Origin of the sequence: Variovorax multivorans (genome assembly GCF_051216835.1) — a bacterium.
Classification (GTDB): Bacteria; Pseudomonadota; Gammaproteobacteria; order Burkholderiales; family Burkholderiaceae_C; genus Variovorax.
Genome location: NZ_JBPJZL010000009.1, coordinates 196,701 through 215,355, shown reverse-complemented (window position 1 = coordinate 215,355; position 18,655 = coordinate 196,701). Strand labels below are relative to the sequence as shown.

Here is an 18,655-nt window from a genome sequence, read left to right as displayed (position 1 = left end):
GATCCGCCGAAATTCATGCGGGTGTGTTTTCGGGCGCAGCAGCCTCGCTGTCGCTCAGGTCGACGGCAATGGCGATCGGGCCTGCGACCACTTCTTCTTCGTCGCCCTCATCGCTTTCGTCTGCGAGGGCGGCATCGGCCTTCGGAGTGTCGAGGCGTTCGAGCACCGTGCCGCTCACGTCGAGCGCGATCTCGTCGATCTCGCCGAGCTTCACGCGCAGGCGGGCGCCGCGTTCCTGCTGGCCGGCCACGGGGAACACCAGCGGCAGCGTTTCGGCACGCACCAGCGCGCCGTTCGGCAGGTCTTTGATGACGGTGGCTTCGAGCTCGGTGATGCCCTGCTGCTGCAGGTACTTCAGCGTCCAGAAGCGTTCCATGCCGCCTTGGTAGGCGTTGTACGTGGCATAGGCCGCGTCGAAGCCCGAGAGGATCGAGAACAGGTCGGCGTCCTTCGGCTTGAAGGGCGCAGCCAGCGCAGCAGTCTTGCCGTGGCGCGCGGCCGCGATGATCTGCCACTGGTTCACGAGGTCGGTGTAGCGGCGCAGCGGCGAGGTGCTCCACGCATAGCTTTTCACGCCCAGGCCCGCGTGCGGCAGTGCGCGCGTGCCCATGCGCACCTTGATGCCGGGCGCGAGGCTGGCCTGGCTGCGGTAGAGCCCGGGCACGCCCAGCTCGCCGAGCCAGCCGCCCCAGCTGCTGTTGGCCAGGATCATCGCTTCGGACACGATCAGGTCGAGCGGCGCGCCACGTTGGCGCGTGCTGATCTGTACCTGCTCGCCGCCGGTGGGCTCGCCCTCGTTGCCGACGAGGCGGAAGTTGTAGTCGGGCCGGTTGAAGTTCTCGGGCTTGCCGCGGACCACTTCGCGCTGCGCCTTCAGCTGCTTGGCAAGGCGGAACAGGAAGGAGAGCGGGGCGCGCAGTTTGGCAGCCGCTTCTGGCGTGTTGTCGCTCTGGAAAGACGCGTCTTCGAGCCAGGGCTGCGTGACGACGGTGTCGAGCTGGTCGTGGCGCAGATTGGCCACGATGGGCACACGCTCCAGCTTCGTCTCGGTGCCTTGCAGCTCCAGCGTGGCTTCGTCGAAGCGCGCGTACAGCGACACGGCAGGCCGGTCGCCGCCTTCGAGCAGCGTGTAGGTGTTGACCACCTCGTCGGGCAGCATCGTGATCTTGTAGCCCGGCATGTAGACCGTCGACATGCGCGCACGCGCCACGTTGTCGATGGCGCTGCCCGGCGTGAGTGCCAGGGCCGGCGCGGCGATGTGGATGCCGACAGTGACGGTGCCGGTGCCGAGGCCCTGCACGGAGAGCGCGTCGTCGATTTCGGTGGTCTGCGAATCGTCGATCGAGAAGGCCTGCACCTCGGAGGCCACCGGCAAGTCGTCCACGATGGCGGGCGCCGCGAGCGCGGGGAAGCCGGTGCCCTTGGGGAAGTTCTCGAACAGGAAGCGCCGCCAGTGGAACTGGTAGGGCGAATCGATGGCGCCGGCGCGCTCCAGCAGGTCGAGCGGCGGACGCTGCGTGGCGCGCGCGGCGTCGACCACGGCCTTGTATTCGGGGGCGTTCTTGTCGGGGCGGAACAGGATCTTGTAGAGCTGCTCGCGCACGGGCGCGGGGCAAATGCCCTCGGCCAGCTGCGCGGCCCACTCGGCGATCTGCGCCTGGATGACCTTCTTCTTCTCGATGGCGGCCAGCGCCTGCTGCACGATCTCGGCCGGCGCCTTCTTGAAGCGCCCCTTGCCCGCGCGGCGGAAGTAGTGCGGCGCCTCGAACAGCGCGAACAGGGCGGCGGCCTGCTGGGCGAGCGAGGGCTTTTCGCTGAAATATTCGGCGGCCAGCTCGGCAAAGGCGAATTCGCCCTCGGGCGCGAACTCCCAGGCGAGGTCGAGATCAAGAGCGGCGGCGAGCGAGCGCGCCTCGGCGATCAGATCGGCGGGCGACGGTTTCTCGAAACGCAGAACGATGTTGGCGCCCTTGACCTTGACACGCTTGCCGGTTTCGAGCTCGACTTGTGCCGATGCTTCGGCCTCCGACAGCACGCGGCCGCCGAGGTACTTGCCGGCTTCTTCAAACAATACAAACATCCGCGGATTCTCCCACGCTGGAACGGGCGCGATTCCATTCCAGGGGATGCCGTGGAAGCCTGGGGGTGAGTTCTAGACCGGGTTGATGAAGGCCATCACGTCGTCGAGATGGGCCTTTTCGAAATCCGACAGGGCGTGGTCGCTGCCCTCGAGCAGCTTGATGTTGCTGTCGGGGTAGCGCGCGGACATTTCGTGCCAGTCAAGCGCCTCGTCGCCCTTGGCGATGATCGCGAACACGCGTTCTGGCCGCGTGAGCGGGCCGACTTCCATCGCACGAAGCTCGTGGATGTATTCGGGACGAAAGTAGAAATGCTCGGCCGGGTCATGCCAGACGGTCTGGTCGCCGATGTAGCGTGTGAGGTCGCGCGCGGGATGCACGGCCGGGTTGAGCAGCACCGCGCGGCAACGCGTCATGCCGGCCACGTAGGTGGCGTAGTACCCGCCGAGCGACGAGCCCACCACTGCCATCGACTTGCGCGGCCAGTGCGCGATGCCCTTCATCACCATGTCGATGGCGTCGTGCGGCGACGGCGGCAATTGCGGACACCACCACTGCAGATTCGGATGTTGCCGCGCCACGCGCTCCGCGACGATCCGGGCCTTGGTCGAACGAGGCGAAGAACGGAAACCGTGCAGGTAAAGCAGGTGTGTGGTTTGCGGATCCATGCGAGGAAAAGACGGGAGGTGCGAGCGTCGCACCTCGCTTGCCGGGAACGGGTAATTCTGCATGAGGTCTGTTCTCGCGAGGCCGCTTCCAACATACAAAAAACCCGCCGGGCGAGGTTCTTCGGTAAGGCCGTAGCTTACTGAGAGCCCGAGGCGCGCCGGCATTTCGCGTGCCCCGGTTCGGGGGTGTGCCGTGCGACTGGAATTCAAAAGTACTAAATCCTTGACCACTGCGGCATGAATGGCCTACGTTCGGGTTACTTTATTTGCATGGGAAGGGGGATATGCCCTGCAAAAAAGCGGCGAAAGTTTCGCGGCGATGCTTCATCGTGGGCATCCCATGAACGGGGGAGGCGTGTATGGATTCCCGGTGCGCGCCGGGGCTTATGCTCATGCCCATGAACACTGAGGCTCAGGACGACGCGACGCTACGCCGCTGGGGTGTGCTGGTCGTCGAAGACGATAGCCGCGCGCGCGCCTTTTTCGAGGCCAGCGTGCAGCGTAGCCCGCGCCTTTTCTGGCTCGGCAGTGCGGGCACAGTGCAGGAAGCGCTGGGTTGGCTGTCCCGCACCACCACCATTCCCGACGTGCTGCTGGTCGATCTCGGCATGCCCGACGGCACCGGACTCGATGTGATCCGCGACGCCGTGGCGCGCTTTCCCGGCTGCGAGCCGCTGGTGGTGTCTGTTTTCGGCGACGAAGAGAACGTGCTCGCCAGCATCGAGGCGGGTGCCGTGGGTTACATCCACAAGGACGCCGCGCCGGAGGACATCGCGCAGACCATCGTGGAGATGAAGGCAGGCGCCTCGCCGATCTCGCCCATGATCGCGCGGCGTGTGCTCGCGAAGTACCGCAGCCTGCAATCGGCGGTCGTTCCCGGCGCGCCGCCGGGTGCGGCGCCCGAAGCAGCCGCGGACGAGTCCGACCGCGGCCTGCTGTCGGCACGAGAACACGAGGTGCTGACGCTGATCGCGCGCGGCTTCTCGTACGCGGAGATCGCGCGGCTCAAGGGTCTGAGCGTGCACACCGTGCAGACCCACATCAAGAATCTCTACGGAAAGCTCGCCGTGCATTCCAAGAGCGAGGCCGTTTTCGAAGCAACGCGGCTCGGCCTGTTGTCTCATCCGGGCTGAGCACAGATGCGACCAAAATGGGCGTCGCTGCTGATGCTATGGCTGGCGATGCTCCTCGCGGGTATTGCCGGCGTCTCCAGCGCGGCCACGGTCACGGCCGCGTCCGAAGCGCCGATCGAACTGCGCCAGGGCACCGTGACGACCACGGTCGACGGCGTCACGCGCACCGAGCCGGTCGAGCTGTCCTACCACTGGGACCGCCAGCACAACGGCCGCCCCGGCATGGCGAGTTTCGACCTGCCGTTCACGCTCGAGGCCGAGCCCGAGACGCCGTGGGGCATCTTCATTCCGCGCGTCGGCAACGTCTTCGAGGTGAAATTGAACGACGCGCTGCTGCAGGTCTACGGCGACCTGGACCGCAGCAACGACGCCGACTACGCCAAGGCGCCCATCTACGTGCCGGTGCCCGGGCGCCTGCTGCGCAAGGGCGACAACCTCCTGCAGATCCGCCTGCACGCCGATACCGCCCGGCGCGCGGGGCTGTCGCAAGTGGTCATCGGACCGGCCGCGCCGGTGCGCACCGAACTCTTCGAGAGCGCCTATGCATGGCGCTTCACCGGCTCGGTGCTGCTGATGGCTTTCAGCCTGATCGTCGGCGGCATCGCGCTGGCGCTGTGGCTGACGCAGGTCGACGTCGATGCCAAGGGCGCCCAGCGGCGCGACGGCATCTACTTCTGGGCCGCGCTGGCGGAGTTCTGCTGGGCGGTGCGGGTGGCCGACGGCGTGATCGCCGAGCCTCCCCTGTCCTGGGGGCCATGGGGCGTGCTGATGGCCGCCTGCTATGCGGGCTGGGCCGCCTCTTCCATGATGTTCGTCTACCACCTCGCGGGGTGGGGGCGCGACCGCCGCTACCGGTGGGTGCGCTGGCCTGTCGCGGGCATCGTGGCCGCTACGGTGCTGTTCAGCGCGCTGTCGCTGCAGCGCGAGGAGCCGATGTGGCTCACCGGTTGGCTTGCCGTCCAGATCGTGTTCGTCCTGGCCTTCGTCAGCGCCTTCGCTGTCGCCACCCTGCGCGAGCCGAGCGCCGAGCGCTTGCTGGTGGCCGGCGCTGCTCTGGTGACAGTGATGTTCGGCGTGCGCGACTGGCTGGTGATCCGCCTCAGCGATGCCTATGGCGAGACCACCTGGGTGCGCTATTCGTCGGTGTTCTTCGGCGTGGCGCTGCTGCTGATCGTGCTGCGGCGCTTTCGTGCGGCGAGCGTGCTGGCGCGCGGATCGGTCGCGGCCCTGGCCGAGCGGGTGGCCCAGCGCGAACGCGAGCTGGCGGCCACGTATGCCGAACTCGAGGCCGCGGCGCGCGACCAGGCGCGCACCCATGAGCGCGAACGCATCCTGCGCGAAATGCACGACGGCATGGGCTCGCACATCACTTCGGCGATCCGGCAGCTGCAGTCGGGCCAGACCAGCTCGGGCGACCTGCTGCGCACGCTGCGCGATTCGCTGGACCAGCTCAAGCTGCAGATCGATTCGATCCACCTGCCGCCGGGCGACGTGGGTGCGCTGCTGGCAGCGGCGCGCTACCGCCTGGAGCCCCGCCTGGCGTCTTCGGGCATCGAGTTCGAATGGGCGGTGGACGAGGTGGAGCCGGTAGAGCGGCTCGGCGCGCAAGGCATGCGGCAATTGCAGTTTTTGCTCTTCGAGGCGATCTCCAACGTGCTGCAGCACGCCCAGGCCACCGTGCTGCGATTCGAGGCCGGGATGCAGGGCACGACGGTGCAACTGCGGGTGATCGACAACGGCAAGGGCTTCGACGCCGTGAAGCATCGGCCGCGGTCGCTGGCGGAGCGCTCGGGGGCCATCGGGGCCCGGCTGACGGTTGAAAGCCGACCCGGACGCACGGTCGTTCAGCTCGAATTCGATTGAGAACCCCGGCACCCGGTGCCCCGGTGCGAGGCCCTCAGATGTTCATTCAGAACTGCTTGTAGAACAGCACGTAGCGCGTGATGCCGAGGCTGCGCGCGTTGTAGGCCTCGAACGCCAGGTAATGCACCCGCGTGCCTTCGGCGTACTGCTTGCCAGCAGCGCTGTCGCAATGCGTGTCGCCGGCCGTCTCGGCGGAGCAGTCGATCACCGCCTTGCGCGCCGTGGAGGGCAGCGCGATGTTGTCGTTGAAGCGGGTGCCCGACTTGGCGAAGCCGTAGGCCGTCAGCACGGCGGGAGCCAGCGCGCCGCTCGGCACGACCCACGCATCCTGGTTGCCAGTGACGCTGATGTCCAGGATGTTCGGCTGGCCCGCACTGTTCGTGGGGTAGACCAAGCCAGCGTCGGCATTGGTGCGGGAGACCAGCTGGGTGCGCATGGCGGGCGCCAGGTCGAACAGCGGCTGCTGGCGGATCTCGCCGATCGTTGCTGCGCGAGAGAGGGTGCGTTCGTACTGGATCACGTTGGGTACGCCCGGCTTCGCGTGCACGAACTCGAATTTCCACACGCTCTGGTCCTGCAACTGGCTGATCTGCGTGTCGGTGTACTGGGGGTCGAGCAACCCGATGCCGGGCTCACGGCTCGCCAGGCTGCCGGGCGTCGACGGGTTCTCGTAGATGCCGCGCAGATTGATGCCGTTGTTGAGCTCCGGCGTGCCGTCGGGCCTGGTCACCACGAGGAACGACAGGCCGGGTTGCGGGATGAAGGTCAGGACCTTGTTCAGCGGCGAAGTCACGATGACCTTGCTGAAGACTGCCGCGCCGCCTTCCTGCCGATTCCGGATCGGGATGCCGTAACCCGTGGTGTACGAGTTGAACGCGGGGGAGTTGATCATGTCGCGGTAGGCGAACACCGGGCGCACGTTGGAGGCGTAGACATGGCCGTCCCCAGCGAGCTTGAGCGTGCTGCCCACCTTGCGCACGGTGACGGTGCCGAAGGTGACGTTGTCTCCCACGTCGGTTGCGCGGTAGCTGAGTGTCAGGTCGCCGTTCGGACGGAAGAACTCGAAGTTGGCGCGGTCCCAGGTGCGGCCCGTGTTTTCGGGACGGAAGAGGCTGGTGAAGCTGCCCTGGTTGTCGGCGTCGCGGCCCACGCCGAAGCCGCTGTGGAGGTAGCCGGCAGGGTCGTTTCCAACGAAGAGCTCGCGGCAGGCGGGCGCGATCACATCAACCGGCCCGCCGGTCACTGCCGTTGTGTCGTTCGGCGCGGAGACGCGCTGCGACAGCGGCAGTCGGTAGCACGCGTTCAGGCGGTCGAGCAGATTGGCCAGCAAGGCCGGCGCGGGAAGGCCGGCCAGTTGGTCTGGCGTAATGCCCGTTGGCAGAGCCGGAACGGAGGCATCGCTGCTACGGAAGATGATGGAGGCTGGTACAGCGTCGTCGCCCGACGGAAGGCCCTTCACCGTGATCTCGATGTTGGCAGCGCCGCTGTCGGGGCGCACGCTGACCAGCAGCGCGTCGAGTACCTTGTCGTGCCCGGTGCCGTCGGCGCTGAATTGGCCGGTGATCGGATCGAAGGTGGCCTGCCCGAGGGCGTCCAGCACCGGCTGGAGCGCTGCAACGAGCGCGGCTGTCTGCTGTTGCAGGCGCGCGTCGGTCACGGTGCCGGCGTTGGCCTGTATGGCCGCCGCCAGATTGGCGGGGCGACCATCCGGCGAGAGCCGAGAGACGATGACGGTGGTCAGCGGCGTGATGTTGGCGGTGCCGCCGTTGCTGGCAACGGTGCTGTAGAGCGACTGGTCGTCGCGCACCGCGGTGATTACGAGGGGCGCCTTGGTAGCTGCGGACAGCGCGCAGTGGTAGGTGCCTTGCCCGTCGGTCTGGGTGGTGCAGACCGTCGCGCCGCTTTGATCCTGGACCGTGACGGTGGCGCCACCGAAGGCCGCGCCGGTGGCGGCCGTGCCGCTCAGGGTGGGCGAGGTCGAAGCAGAGGAATTCGGGGTGGACGAGTTACCCGAGCCGGCCAGTCCGAAGGGCAGCCCTGAGCTCCCTCCGCCGCCACCGCCGCCGCATGCGACGACCGAAATGCAAAGACCTGCCACGAGCGACAAGCGCAGACGTTGAGACGCCATCCGATCCTCCCTTTTTTATGAATCCCCGAATGTAAGAGCAAGAGGCGAACGACCCATGACAGTCGGGGATGGGGATTTCCACGGGGGGACACGCGCCGGGGATTCGTATAAGCCGGATAATCCGCCCCCATGTCTGCCGTGTTCAATCAGCCCTCCCTGGCGCGTCGCATTGCGCCCATCTTCCAGGGCTTCGACGGCTTTCTGGCCTTCGCCGTGCTGCTGCTCGCGTTCGCCGGGCTGCTGACCATGTATTCCTCCGGCTATGACCATGGCTCGCGCTTCGTCGACCATGGCCGCAACATGCTGCTGGCCGGCTTCATCATGTTCGTGGTGGCGCAGGTGCCGCCGCAGCGGCTGATGCTGGCCGCCGTGCCGCTCTACACGATGGGCGTGGCGCTGCTGGTGGCGGTGGCGCTGTTCGGCATCACCAAGAAGGGCGCCCAGCGCTGGATCAACGTGGGCGTGGTGATCCAGCCCAGCGAAATCCTGAAGATCGCGATGCCGCTGATGCTGGCCTGGTGGTTCCAGCGGCGCGAAGGCCAGTTGCGGCCGCTCGACTTCGTGGTAGCTACGGTGCTGCTGGCGGTGCCGGTCGGGCTCATCATGAAGCAGCCCGACCTGGGAACCTCGCTGCTGGTGCTGGCCGCCGGACTGGCGGTGATCTTCTTTGCCGGGCTGCCGTGGAAGCTGATCGTGCCGCCGGTGCTGATCGGCGCGGTGGCCGTGACGCTGATCGTGGGCTTCGAGTCGAAGCTGTGCGCCGACGGGGTCGACTGGCGCGTGCTGCACGACTACCAGAAGCAGCGCGTGTGCACGCTGCTCGACCCGAGCAAGGACCCGCTGGGCAAGGGCTTCCACATCATCCAGGGGATGATCGCCATCGGTTCGGGCGGGGTGGGCGGAAAGGGCTTCATGCAGGGTACGCAGACGCACCTCGAATTCATTCCCGAGCGAACCACCGACTTCATCTTTGCCGCCTATTCCGAGGAATTCGGGCTGATGGGCAACCTGGCGCTGATTTCGGCCTTCATCCTGCTGATCTTCCGGGGGCTGGTGATCGCGACCAATGCGGCGACCCTGTTCTCGCGCCTGCTGGCAGGGGCGGTGACGATGATCTTCTTCACCTACGCCTTCGTGAACATGGGCATGGTGAGCGGCATCCTGCCGGTGGTGGGGGTGCCGCTGCCGTTCATCAGCTATGGCGGTACGGCCATGGTGACGCTGGGGCTGGGGCTGGGTATCCTGATGTCGATCGCCCGGGCAAGGAAGCTGGCGCAGAACTAGTAGCGCCCGAGTGCCCTTTGGGGCAACGCGGAAGAGGGTGGCTGCCTAGAATGTCACGATGATCTCTCGCGAACCCACCATCGAGCGCCTCGCCACGGCGCAACAGCTTCTTCTCACGCCGTTCGGCCTCGACGAATCGCACCTGAGCAAGGCCTTGGCCGAGATCACCGCGCACCGGGTGGACGACGCCGACCTGTACTTCCAGTACACGCGCAGCGAGGGCTGGAGCCTCGAAGAGGGCATCGTCAAGACCGGCAGCTTCAGCATCGACCAGGGCGTTGGCGTGCGTGCGGTCAGCGGTGAGAAGACCGCTTTTGCCTATTCGGACGACATTTCCGAGGCCTCGCTGCTCGACGCGGCGCGCACGGTGCGCTCCATTTCTTCCGCGGGCCGCACGGGCCGTGTGAAGACGCCGGCCCGCAAGATCGCATCGAGCCGCTCGCTCTACGACGGCATCGACCCCATTTCCACGCTCGACAGCACCACCAAGGTGAAGCTGCTCGAAAAGGTCGAAAAGCTGGCCCGCTCGCGCGATCCGCGCGTGGCGCAGGTCATGGCGGGCCTTGCAAGCGAGTACGACGTGGTGCTCGTGGCACGTGCCGACGGCACGCTGGCCGCCGACGTGCGCCCGCTGGTGCGCCTGTCGGTCACCGTGATCGCCGAGCAGAATGGCCGCCGCGAAATTGGCTCTGGCGGCGGTGGCGGGCGTTTCGGCCTGGCCTATTTCACCGACGAGCAGATCGCCGAGTACGTCGACCATGCCGTGAAGGCCGCCCTGACCAACCTCGACGCACGTCCGGCACCGGCCGGCGAAATGACCGTGGTGCTCGGCTCCGGCTGGCCCGGCATCCTGCTGCACGAAGCCATCGGCCACGGCCTGGAGGGCGACTTCAACCGCAAGGGCTCGAGCGCGTTCTCGGGCCGCATCGGCCAGCGCGTGGCGGCCAAGGGCGTCACGGTACTCGACGACGGCACGATCGCCGACCGCCGCGGCTCGCTCAACGTCGACGACGAGGGCAACGCCAGCCAGCGCAACGTGCTGATCGAGGACGGCATCCTCAAGGGCTACATCCAGGACGCGCTCAATGCGCGCCTCATGAAGGTCAAGCCCACAGGCAACGGCCGCCGCGAAAGCTACGCACACGTGCCGATGCCGCGCATGACCAACACCTACATGCTCGGCGGCGACAAGGACCCGAAGGAAATCGTCGCCAGCATCAAGAAGGGCCTGTACGCCACCAACTTCGGCGGCGGGCAGGTCGACATCACGAGCGGCAAGTTCGTGTTCTCGGCCAGCGAGGCCTATTGGGTCGAGAACGGCAAGATCCAGTACCCGGTGAAGGGCGCGACCATCGTGGGCAATGGCCCCGACGCACTCACCCGCGTGACCATGATCGGCAACGACATGGCGCTTGACTCGGGCGTCGGCACCTGCGGCAAGGAAGGCCAGAGCGTGCCCGTGGGCGTCGGCCAGCCGACGTTGCGCATCGATGGTTTGACCGTAGGCGGCACGGCCTGAGGGCTTGTTAAGCTGCGCTCCTTTCACAACAAGGAGCGTTCGATGAGGATCAGGATCAATTCGTCCGCGGCTCTGTGGGCCGTGACTGCCGTTGTAGTGCTGGCGGGCGCGGGTTGCGCGTCGCGCGGCGGCTCCGGGGGCAGCCAGCCTGCGGCTGCGCCGGCACCCGCAGCCGCCCCCGCGGCACCGGCGCGCGGCGGCGCGAAGGCCGGCATGGATGCCCAGGGCAACGTGGTCGACTCGTCGAAGGTCGAAGCAGGCAGCGGCCGCACCGTCAAGGGCCTGAACGGCTACGAAGGCGAAATCACCGGCAACCCGGCGCGCAACAGCAAGTTCACACGCCTGCAGATCGGCATGAGCGCCAAGCAGGTCACCGACCTTGCGGGCCCGCCGACCGACCAGGGGGCGTACGTGACGGGCAAGGCCTTCATTCCGTTCTATTTCGGCAGCGACCGCCACCGTTTCGAGATGACCTACAAAGGCCAGGGCCGGTTGGTCTTCGCCGGTGGCGGCATGGGCGAATACACCAGCGGCAACCTGATCTGGATCATCCACAACGCCAACGAGTCGGGCTACCGGTAAACAACGCCGCACCCAGCCGCTTGACCGGGTTTTTGCTTTCCATGCTACATTTCGCGCACATGTCCGCCCTCCGCGCTTATTTCTTTGCCTACTTTTGGTTCCCGGTTTCCGGCGGACGAGAGGCGAGCGCGTAAAGCAAACGAACACCCTCCCAAAACCGCCGGTGCCCTGAGCCCCGGCGGTTTTTTTTTGCCCCTGCGATATCCACTCAAACCCGACAGACAAGGAAGCAACCATGAGCACGAACACTGCCCCAGCCAGCGACAGCTGGTATGCGAGCGTCGAAAAAACCAGCAAGACCGACGACGAACGCATCAAGGACATCAACGTGCTGCCCCCTCCCGAACATCTGATCCGCTTTTTCCCGATTCGCGGGACGCCCGTTGAAACCCTGATCGAAGGCACCCGCCGCAACATCCACAACATCATGGCCGGCAAGGACGACCGGCTGCTGGTGATCATGGGCCCCTGCTCGATCCACGACCCGGCCGCTGCGCTCGAATACGCCCGCCGCCTCAAGATCGAACGCGAGAAATACGCCGGCACGCTGGAAATCGTGATGCGCGTGTACTTCGAGAAGCCGCGCACGACGGTCGGCTGGAAGGGGCTCATCAACGACCCGTACCTCGACGAGAGCTTCCGCATCGACGAAGGTCTGCGCATTGCGCGCCAACTGCTGATCGACATCAACCGGCTCGGCCTGCCGGCGGGCAGCGAGTTCCTCGACGTGATCTCGCCGCAATACATCGGCGACCTGATCTCCTGGGGCGCCATTGGCGCGCGCACCACCGAAAGCCAGGTCCATCGCGAACTGGCCTCGGGCCTGTCGGCGCCCATCGGCTTCAAGAACGGCACCGACGGCAACATCCGCATCGCCACCGATGCCATCCAGGCGGCGGCCCGCGGCCATCACTTTCTCTCGGTGCACAAGAACGGCCAGGTCGCGATCGTGCAGACCAACGGCAACCGCGATTGCCACGTGATCCTGCGCGGTGGCAAGGCGCCGAACTACGACGCCGCCAGCGTCGAAGCTGCCTGCAAGGACCTCGAAGCCGCCAAGCTGCCGCCCACGCTGATGGTCGATTGCAGCCACGCCAACAGCTCCAAGCAGCACCAGAAGCAGATCGACGTGGCGAAGGACATCGCCGCGCAGATCGCCGACGGCTCGAACCGCGTGTTCGGCGTCATGGTCGAAAGCCACCTGCAGCCGGGTGCCCAGAAGTTCACGCCGGGCAAGGACCAGCTGTCGGACCTCGAATATGGCAAGAGCATTACCGACGCCTGCCTGGGGTGGGACGATTCGGTGCAGGTGCTCGACACGCTCTCGAAGGCGGTCAAGCAGCGCCGGGGCTGAAGCCCGGGCTAGAGCATTCCGGCCAGATCGGGCCAGTGGTGCCGCATCGACGCAGCTTCGTCGCTGTCGGGCGGCACCATCGAAAAGTCGGCGAAGTCGAAGCCCGGCCCGACCATGCAGGCGACCAGCGTGTAGTCGCCTGAGCTGTGGCCCTGGATCGGTCGGGCCGCCTGCCACTGGCCGGCGGGCACCACGTGCTGGGGACGCGTGCCGTGTGCATCGACCGGGCCCAGCCGCACATGGGCTGGTGCCGTGCGCATTGCGGCGTCGCAGGTCCACAGCGTGAGCGGCACGCCTTCCAGATGCACCCAGACTTCATCGGACAGCACTCGGTGCCAGCGCGAATGCTGGTTCGCTTCGAGCAGGAAGTAGATGCTGGTCAGCGCGCTGCGCGGCGCGCGGCCGTCGGCGGGCGTGACGCTCGAAGCTGAGCGGAACACCTCGCCGTACCAGCCGCCCTCGGGGTGGGGCTGCAGCTTCAGGGTCTCGATCAGTTCGCGGGCGCGTGTGAGCGGCATGGCGGTCATGATGCCGTCGCCGTGTGCAGCGCCGCAAGCAGTTTGTCGTGCACGCCGCCGAAGCCGCCGTTGCTCATGCAGACGATGTGATCGCCCGGCCGGGCCGCTGCGACGATCTGCTTCACCAGCGGCTCGATGGCCCCAGCCACCTGCGCGCGGTCGCCCATCGGCGCGAGCGCCGCGGCGGCATCCCAGTCGAGCCCGGCCGTGTGGCAGAACGACAGGTCGGCCGATTCCAGGCTCCAGGGCAACTGCGCCGCCATGACGCCCAGCTTCATCGTGTTGCTGCGCGGCTCGAAGGCTGCGAGGATGCGCTCACTTTCCTTGCCGGCGGCATCCAGCTTCTTGCGCAGGCCGTCGAGAGTGGTGCGGATAGCTGTCGGGTGGTGGGCGAAGTCGTCGTAGACCGTGATCGCACCACCGTCGCGCTCGACCGTGCCGCGCAGCTCCATGCGCCGACGCACGTTGCGGAAGCTGCCCAGCGCACGGGCTGCCTCGGCCGGCGCTACGCCCACATGTTCGGCCGCGGCGATGGCGGCCAGCGCGTTCATCTGGTTGTGCAGGCCTGAGAGTTCCCATTCGACTCGGCCCACCACTTCGCCCCGCTGCAGCACGTCGAAGGCGTCGTGCGCGCCGCGCGCCTGCCATTCACCACCTGTGCCGAAGCGCGCGAGCTCGCTCCAGCAGCCCTGGCCCAGCACGCGCTGCAGGCTTTCTTCAGTGGCATTCACTACCAGCCGGCCAGTGCCTGGCACGGTGCGAACGAGGTGATGAAACTGGCGCTCGATGGCTGCAAGATCATCGAAGATGTCCGCGTGATCGAACTCGAGGTTGTTCAGCACGGCGGTGCGCGGCCGGTAGTGCACGAACTTGCTGCGCTTGTCGAAGAAGGCCGTGTCGTACTCGTCGGCCTCGATCACGAAGGCCGGGCCGTCGCCCAGCCGGGCCGAGACACCGAAGTCCAGCGGCACGCCGCCCACCAGGAAGCCGGGCGCCTTGCCGCCCTTTTCCAGCACCCAGGCCAGCATCGAGGTGGTCGTCGTCTTGCCGTGCGTGCCGGCCACGGCCAGCACATGGCGGCCCAGCAGCACATGCTCGGCCAGCCATTGCGGGCCGCTGGTGTAGGGTTTGCCTGCGTCGAGGATGGCTTCCATCAGAGGGAACTTGGGGCTTCCGTCGGGCAGCCGCGCGCGGGACACCACGTTGCCGACCACGAACATGTCGGGCGCCAGGGAGAGCTGGTCGGCGCCGAAGCCCTCGATCAGGTCGATGCCGAGGGCGCGCAGCTGGTCGCTCATCGGGGGGTACACGCCGGCGTCGCAGCCCGTGACCCGGTGGCCTGCCTCGCGCGCCAGGGCGGCCACGCCACCCATGAACGTGCCGCAGATACCCAGAATATGAATGTGCATCGGTCGATTCTAGGGAAGCGATGTGCCGCCCCCTTGCCCGGGCCACGTGTTTGTCCTGCGCTTCGTACTGATGTTGGTGTGTGGGGCGCGTACTGCGGGCAAAATGCCCCGATGGACACGTCCAAGCGTGAAATTGCCGCCGCTGCAGCCCGCCTCGTCGTCGAGGAGGGACTGGAATATGGTCCGGCCAAGCGCCGGGCCCTGCGTGACCTGGGCCTTTCGGCGCGCACCGCGCTGCCGAACAACGACGAGGTCGAGGCCGAGGTGCGCGAGTACATCGAGCTTTTCTGTGCCGACACCCAGCCGCAGGAATTGCATGCATTGCGACTGCTTGCGCTCGAATGGATGGAGCGCATGGCCGTCTTCCGACCCCATGTAGGCGGCGCCGTGTGGCATGGAACGGCCACCCGGTTGTCAGACATTTATATTCAGTTGTTTTGCGATGATTCCAAATCGGCCGAAATCGCCCTGATCGATCACCACGTGGACTACGAGCCGCGCATGGTGACCGGCTTTCACGGCGAGCAGGTCGAGGCGCTGAGCGTGCACGCCCCGAGCCGCGCGCTCGGCGAGGAAATCGGCGTGCATCTGCTGGTCTACGACCTCGACGACCTGCGCGGGGCCTTGAAGCCCGACGCCCAGGGGCGCGTGCCACGTGGCGATCTGCCCGCATTGCGCCGACTGATTGAACGAGAAAAGGACAAGTGAATGACTTCTTCGCCCACCCGACGCGGCATGCTCTATGCCGGCGTGGCGGCAGCGGCTGCGGCCGCCGGGCTCGGCGGCGCATGGTGGAAGGAGCGCAGCAGCAGTGGCGCAGCGGGCGGGGAGATGCTCGACGCGGCCTTCTGGGCCCAGAGCTTCGAGCGCCCAGAGGGCGGTGACCTCGTCCTGTCGAGCCTGCGCGGCAAGCCGCTGCTGCTCAACTTCTGGGCGACGTGGTGCCCGCCCTGTGTTGAAGAAATGCCGATGATCGACGCTTTCTTCCGTGCAAATGGTGTCAACGGCTGGCAAGTGGTCGGATTGGCCATCGATCAGCCGAGCGCTGTGCGCAAGTTCTTGCAGCGCACGCCCGTCACCTACCCAACCGGCCTGGCCGGCCTTCAGGGCACGGAGCTGGTGAAGAATCTGGGCAATACGGGTGGCGGGTTGCCCTTCACGCTGGTCCTGAATGCGAACGGCTCCGTGGCCGCCCGTAAAATGGGCAAGCTCGAGACCACCGACCTGGACACTTGGCGACGCGAACTGGTTCATGGTTAGAATCAGTTCCTTACGCTGGCGTTAGACGCCGAACGCCGAAAATCACCGATTTTCGAACAAGTTATGTCCTGAAGACCGGCTCAGCCGGCACTGGAGTCCCATGGATCTGCGCAAACTGAAGACACTGATCGATCTGGTGTCCGAATCGAATATTTCCGAGCTGGAAATCACCGAAACCGAAGGCAAGGTTCGCATCGTGAAGGGCGGCGGCGCCGCTCCGGTGCAGTATGTGCAAACCCTGGCGGCGCCTCAGGCGGCTGCCGCACCGGCCGCAGCCGGTGCTCCCGCGGCACCCGTGGCCAGCGCACCGGCGGCCGAAGCCGCTCCGGCCGGCCATGCCGTGAAGTCGCCAATGGTCGGCACCTTCTACCGTTCGTCCAGCCCGGGCGCTGCTGCGTTCGTCGAGGTTGGCAGCAAAGTCAACGAAGGCGACACCATCTGCATCATCGAAGCGATGAAGATCCTCAACGAAATCGAGGCCGACAAGTCCGGCACGATCACCCAGATCCTCGGCGAAAACGGCCAGGCGGTCGAATACGGACAGCCGCTGTTCATCATCGAGTGACCATGTTCAAGAAGATCCTGGTTGCAAACCGGGGGGAGATTGCCCTCCGGATTCAGCGTGCCTGCAGCGAGCTCGGCATCAAGGCCGTGATGGTGTATTCCGAAGCCGACCGCGACGCGAAGTACATCAAGCTGGCCGAAGAAGCCGTATGCATCGGCCCGGCCCCCTCGGCGCAGAGCTATCTCAACATGCCGGCGATCATTTCGGCGGCCGAAGTGACCGATGCCGAAGCGATTCACCCCGGCTACGGCTTCCTGAGCGAGAACGCGAACTTTGCCGAACGCGTGGAGCAGAGCGGTTTCCAGTTCATCGGCCCGACGCCCGACAACATCCGCACGATGGGCGACAAGGTGTCGGCCAAGCAGGCCATGATCAAGGCCGGCGTGCCTTGCGTGCCCGGCTCCGAGGGTGAGCTCTCGGACGACGCCGCCACCAACAAGCGCATTGCGCGTGCCATCGGCTACCCGGTCATCATCAAGGCGGCGGGCGGCGGCGGTGGTCGCGGCATGCGCGTGGTGCACACCGAGGCGGCTCTGGTCAACGCGATCCAGATGACCAAGGCGGAAGCCGGCGCGGCCTTCAACAATCCGGCCGTGTACATGGAGAAGTTTCTCCAGAACCCGCGCCACATCGAAATCCAGATCCTCGCGGACAAGCACAAGAACGCGGTCTACCTGGGCGAGCGCGACTGCTCCATGCAGCGCCGCCACCAGAAGGTGATCGAGGAATCGCCCGCGCCGGGCATTCCGCGCAAGCTGATCGAGAAGATCGGCGAGCGCTGTGCGGCCGCCTGCAAGAAGATCAACTACCGCGGTGCCGGCACCTTCGAGTTTCTCTACGAGAACGGCGAGTTCTATTTCATTGAAATGAACACGCGCGTGCAGGTGGAGCACCCGGTGACCGAGTTCACCACCGGCATCGACATCGTCAAGACGCAGATCATGGTGGCCGCCGGCGAAAAGCTGCCGTTCACGCAGCGCCAGATCCAGATGCACGGCCACGCCATCGAGTGCCGCATCAATGCCGAAGACGCGTGGAAGTTCACGCCGTCGCCGGGCCGCATCACGATGTGGCACCCGCCGGGTGGTCCGGGCGTTCGCGTCGACTCGCACGCGTACACCAACTACTTCGTGCCGCCGAACTACGACTCCATGATCGGCAAGATCATCGTCTACGGCGACACGCGCGAGCAGGCCATGGCCCGCATGCGCACGGCGCTCAACGAAACCGTGATCGAAGGCATCCAGACCAACATCCCGCTGCACCGCGAGCTGATGGTCGATTCCAAGTTCATGACCGGCGGCACCAACATCCACTACCTCGAAGAGTGGCTGGCGGCGCACAAGCGCTGACCCGGAACGCTGCGATGTTCGAACTCCGCCTGATGGCGCCGGAAGACCGGGTCGAAACGCTCGGTGAAGCGCTCGATGCACTCGATGCATTGAGCGTGTCGGTGGAAGACGCCGACGCGCAGACCGACGCCGAGCAGGCGCTGTTCGGCGAGCCGGGCATGCCGCCGCCGAAGGAAGGCTGGCAGCGTTCGCGCGTGATCGCGCTGTTCCCCGGCGAGGCGCTCGCCAAAGAGGCCGCGTCGGTGCTCGCGCTGCAGGATTTCTTCGAAGGCTGCGAGGTGCTCGGCATTGCGCCGGTGCCCGAGCAGGACTGGGTGCGCCTGACGCAATCGCAGTTTGCGCCCGTCGAGATCACGCCCGAGTTCTGGATCGTGCCGACGTGGCATGAGCCACCCGAGCAGGCAAAGCAGGTGATCCGGCTCGATCCGGGTCTGGCCTTCGGCACTGGCACGCATCCCACCACGCGCATGTGCCTGCGGTGGATCGCGACGCGGGGCGACGGTGTGCTGGCTAACCAGCGCGTGCTCGACTACGGCTGCGGCTCCGGCATTCTTGCGATCGGTGCGGCGAAGTTCGGCGCCACCGACATCGACGCCGTCGACATCGACGAAGCCGCGGTTTCGTCGACCCGGCTCAATGCCGAGGCCAACGGCGTCCGGCTGAACGCGGGCCTGCCCGAAGCGGCGAAGGGCCTCTACGACACCGTTCTCGCCAACATCCTGGCCACGCCGCTCAAGGTGCTCGCGCCGTTGCTGCGCAGCCATGTGAAGGCGGGCGGATCGCTGGTGATGGCCGGCATCCTCGAGCGCCAGGCCGATGAATTGAAAGAGGCCTACGCGCCGTACGCAACGCTCGAAGTCAGCGACACCGAGGACGGCTGGATCCTCATGACCGCGCGCTGCTGAGCCGCCTTGCGCCCCTCCCGTGGCGAGGGCTCGACCC

16 protein-coding genes are annotated in these 18,655 nt (G+C 66.4%); 11 read left to right on the top strand and 5 right to left on the bottom strand.

All coding sequences use genetic code 11. From position 1 onward, the window contains the following. Window positions 1-13 precede the first annotated feature (13 nt). Together ACSFCA_RS24180 and ACSFCA_RS24175 are read right to left on the bottom strand one after the other, a co-directional pair. Window positions 14-2,080 (bottom strand): ribonuclease catalytic domain-containing protein, encoded by a 2,067-nt coding sequence (locus tag ACSFCA_RS24180; RefSeq protein ID WP_435461042.1) that lies wholly within the window; start codon window positions 2,078-2,080, stop codon window positions 14-16. Window positions 2,081-2,152: 72 nt separating this feature from the next. Beyond that, on the bottom strand, window positions 2,153-2,746 hold the full coding sequence (locus ACSFCA_RS24175) for a YqiA/YcfP family alpha/beta fold hydrolase (protein ID WP_093056235.1): 594 nt from the start codon (window positions 2,744-2,746) through the stop codon (window positions 2,153-2,155). Window positions 2,747-3,132: 386 nt separating this feature from the next. Between ACSFCA_RS24175 and ACSFCA_RS24170 the strand changes: the two genes are divergently transcribed. Both ACSFCA_RS24170 and ACSFCA_RS24165 read left to right on the top strand, forming a co-directional pair. Further along, window positions 3,133-3,879, top strand: a complete 747-nt coding sequence (locus ACSFCA_RS24170; protein ID WP_258351215.1) for a response regulator transcription factor — start codon at window positions 3,133-3,135, stop codon at window positions 3,877-3,879. 6 nt (window positions 3,880-3,885) lie between these two features. Then, window positions 3,886-5,742, top strand: a complete 1,857-nt coding sequence (locus ACSFCA_RS24165; RefSeq protein WP_435461041.1) for a sensor histidine kinase — start codon at window positions 3,886-3,888, stop codon at window positions 5,740-5,742. A 46-nt stretch (window positions 5,743-5,788) separates the two neighbouring features. On the opposite strand, the gene ACSFCA_RS24160 is transcribed toward ACSFCA_RS24165, so the two are convergent. Further along, window positions 5,789-7,870 carry a carboxypeptidase regulatory-like domain-containing protein gene (locus ACSFCA_RS24160; protein ID WP_435461040.1) on the bottom strand — a complete coding sequence of 694 codons (2,082 nt, stop codon included), beginning with the start codon at window positions 7,868-7,870 and terminating at the stop codon, window positions 5,789-5,791. Window positions 7,871-7,999: 129 nt separating this feature from the next. Between ACSFCA_RS24160 and rodA the strand changes: the two genes are divergently transcribed. The 4 genes from rodA (at window position 8,000) to ACSFCA_RS24140 (ending at window position 12,609) form a co-directional block, all read left to right on the top strand. After that, window positions 8,000-9,154, top strand: coding sequence for a rod shape-determining protein RodA (gene rodA, locus ACSFCA_RS24155; protein ID WP_258351212.1), 1,155 nt, complete (start codon window positions 8,000-8,002; stop codon window positions 9,152-9,154). A 58-nt stretch (window positions 9,155-9,212) separates the two neighbouring features. Then, complete coding sequence (tldD, locus tag ACSFCA_RS24150) at window positions 9,213-10,673, top strand: metalloprotease TldD (protein ID WP_093056227.1); 1,461 nt, start codon at window positions 9,213-9,215, stop codon at window positions 10,671-10,673. A 42-nt stretch (window positions 10,674-10,715) separates the two neighbouring features. Continuing rightward, on the top strand, window positions 10,716-11,255 hold the full coding sequence (locus tag ACSFCA_RS24145; protein ID WP_435461039.1) for a hypothetical protein: 540 nt from the start codon (window positions 10,716-10,718) through the stop codon (window positions 11,253-11,255). A gap of 235 nt (window positions 11,256-11,490) precedes the next feature. Then, a complete protein-coding gene (locus ACSFCA_RS24140) occupies window positions 11,491-12,609 on the top strand; it encodes a 3-deoxy-7-phosphoheptulonate synthase (RefSeq protein WP_435461038.1) in 1,119 nt (372 codons plus the stop codon). An 8-nt stretch (window positions 12,610-12,617) separates the two neighbouring features. Here ACSFCA_RS24140 and ACSFCA_RS24135 read toward each other — a convergent pair whose 3' ends face one another. Together ACSFCA_RS24135 and mpl are read right to left on the bottom strand one after the other, a co-directional pair. After that, window positions 12,618-13,136, bottom strand: coding sequence for a cupin domain-containing protein (locus ACSFCA_RS24135; protein WP_435461037.1), 519 nt, complete (start codon window positions 13,134-13,136; stop codon window positions 12,618-12,620). Beyond that, complete coding sequence (mpl, locus tag ACSFCA_RS24130) at window positions 13,133-14,536, bottom strand: UDP-N-acetylmuramate:L-alanyl-gamma-D-glutamyl-meso-diaminopimelate ligase (protein ID WP_435461036.1); 1,404 nt, start codon at window positions 14,534-14,536, stop codon at window positions 13,133-13,135. Before mpl ends, ACSFCA_RS24135 begins: the two co-directional genes overlap by 4 nt. Window positions 14,537-14,647: 111 nt before the next feature. Here mpl and ACSFCA_RS24125 point away from each other — a divergent pair, with 111 nt between their 5' ends. From ACSFCA_RS24125 to prmA, 5 genes are all read left to right on the top strand, one after another. Continuing rightward, window positions 14,648-15,244: a hypothetical protein gene (locus ACSFCA_RS24125; protein WP_258351207.1), complete on the top strand. Its 597-nt coding sequence runs from the start codon at window positions 14,648-14,650 to the stop codon at window positions 15,242-15,244. Further along, window positions 15,245-15,796 (top strand): TlpA family protein disulfide reductase, encoded by a 552-nt coding sequence (locus ACSFCA_RS24120; RefSeq protein WP_258351206.1) that lies wholly within the window; start codon window positions 15,245-15,247, stop codon window positions 15,794-15,796. A 100-nt stretch (window positions 15,797-15,896) separates the two neighbouring features. Beyond that, the gene (accB, locus tag ACSFCA_RS24115) at window positions 15,897-16,361 is read left to right on the top strand and encodes an acetyl-CoA carboxylase biotin carboxyl carrier protein (protein ID WP_258351205.1); all 465 of its coding nucleotides are present in this window, start codon (window positions 15,897-15,899) and stop codon (window positions 16,359-16,361) included. A gap of 2 nt (window positions 16,362-16,363) precedes the next feature. Next, on the top strand, window positions 16,364-17,713 hold the full coding sequence (gene accC / locus ACSFCA_RS24110) for an acetyl-CoA carboxylase biotin carboxylase subunit (protein ID WP_081270245.1): 1,350 nt from the start codon (window positions 16,364-16,366) through the stop codon (window positions 17,711-17,713). Window positions 17,714-17,727: 14 nt separating this feature from the next. Further along, window positions 17,728-18,618 carry a 50S ribosomal protein L11 methyltransferase gene (gene prmA / locus ACSFCA_RS24105; RefSeq protein ID WP_435461035.1) on the top strand — a complete coding sequence of 297 codons (891 nt, stop codon included), beginning with the start codon at window positions 17,728-17,730 and terminating at the stop codon, window positions 18,616-18,618. Window positions 18,619-18,655: the final 37 nt, after the last annotated feature.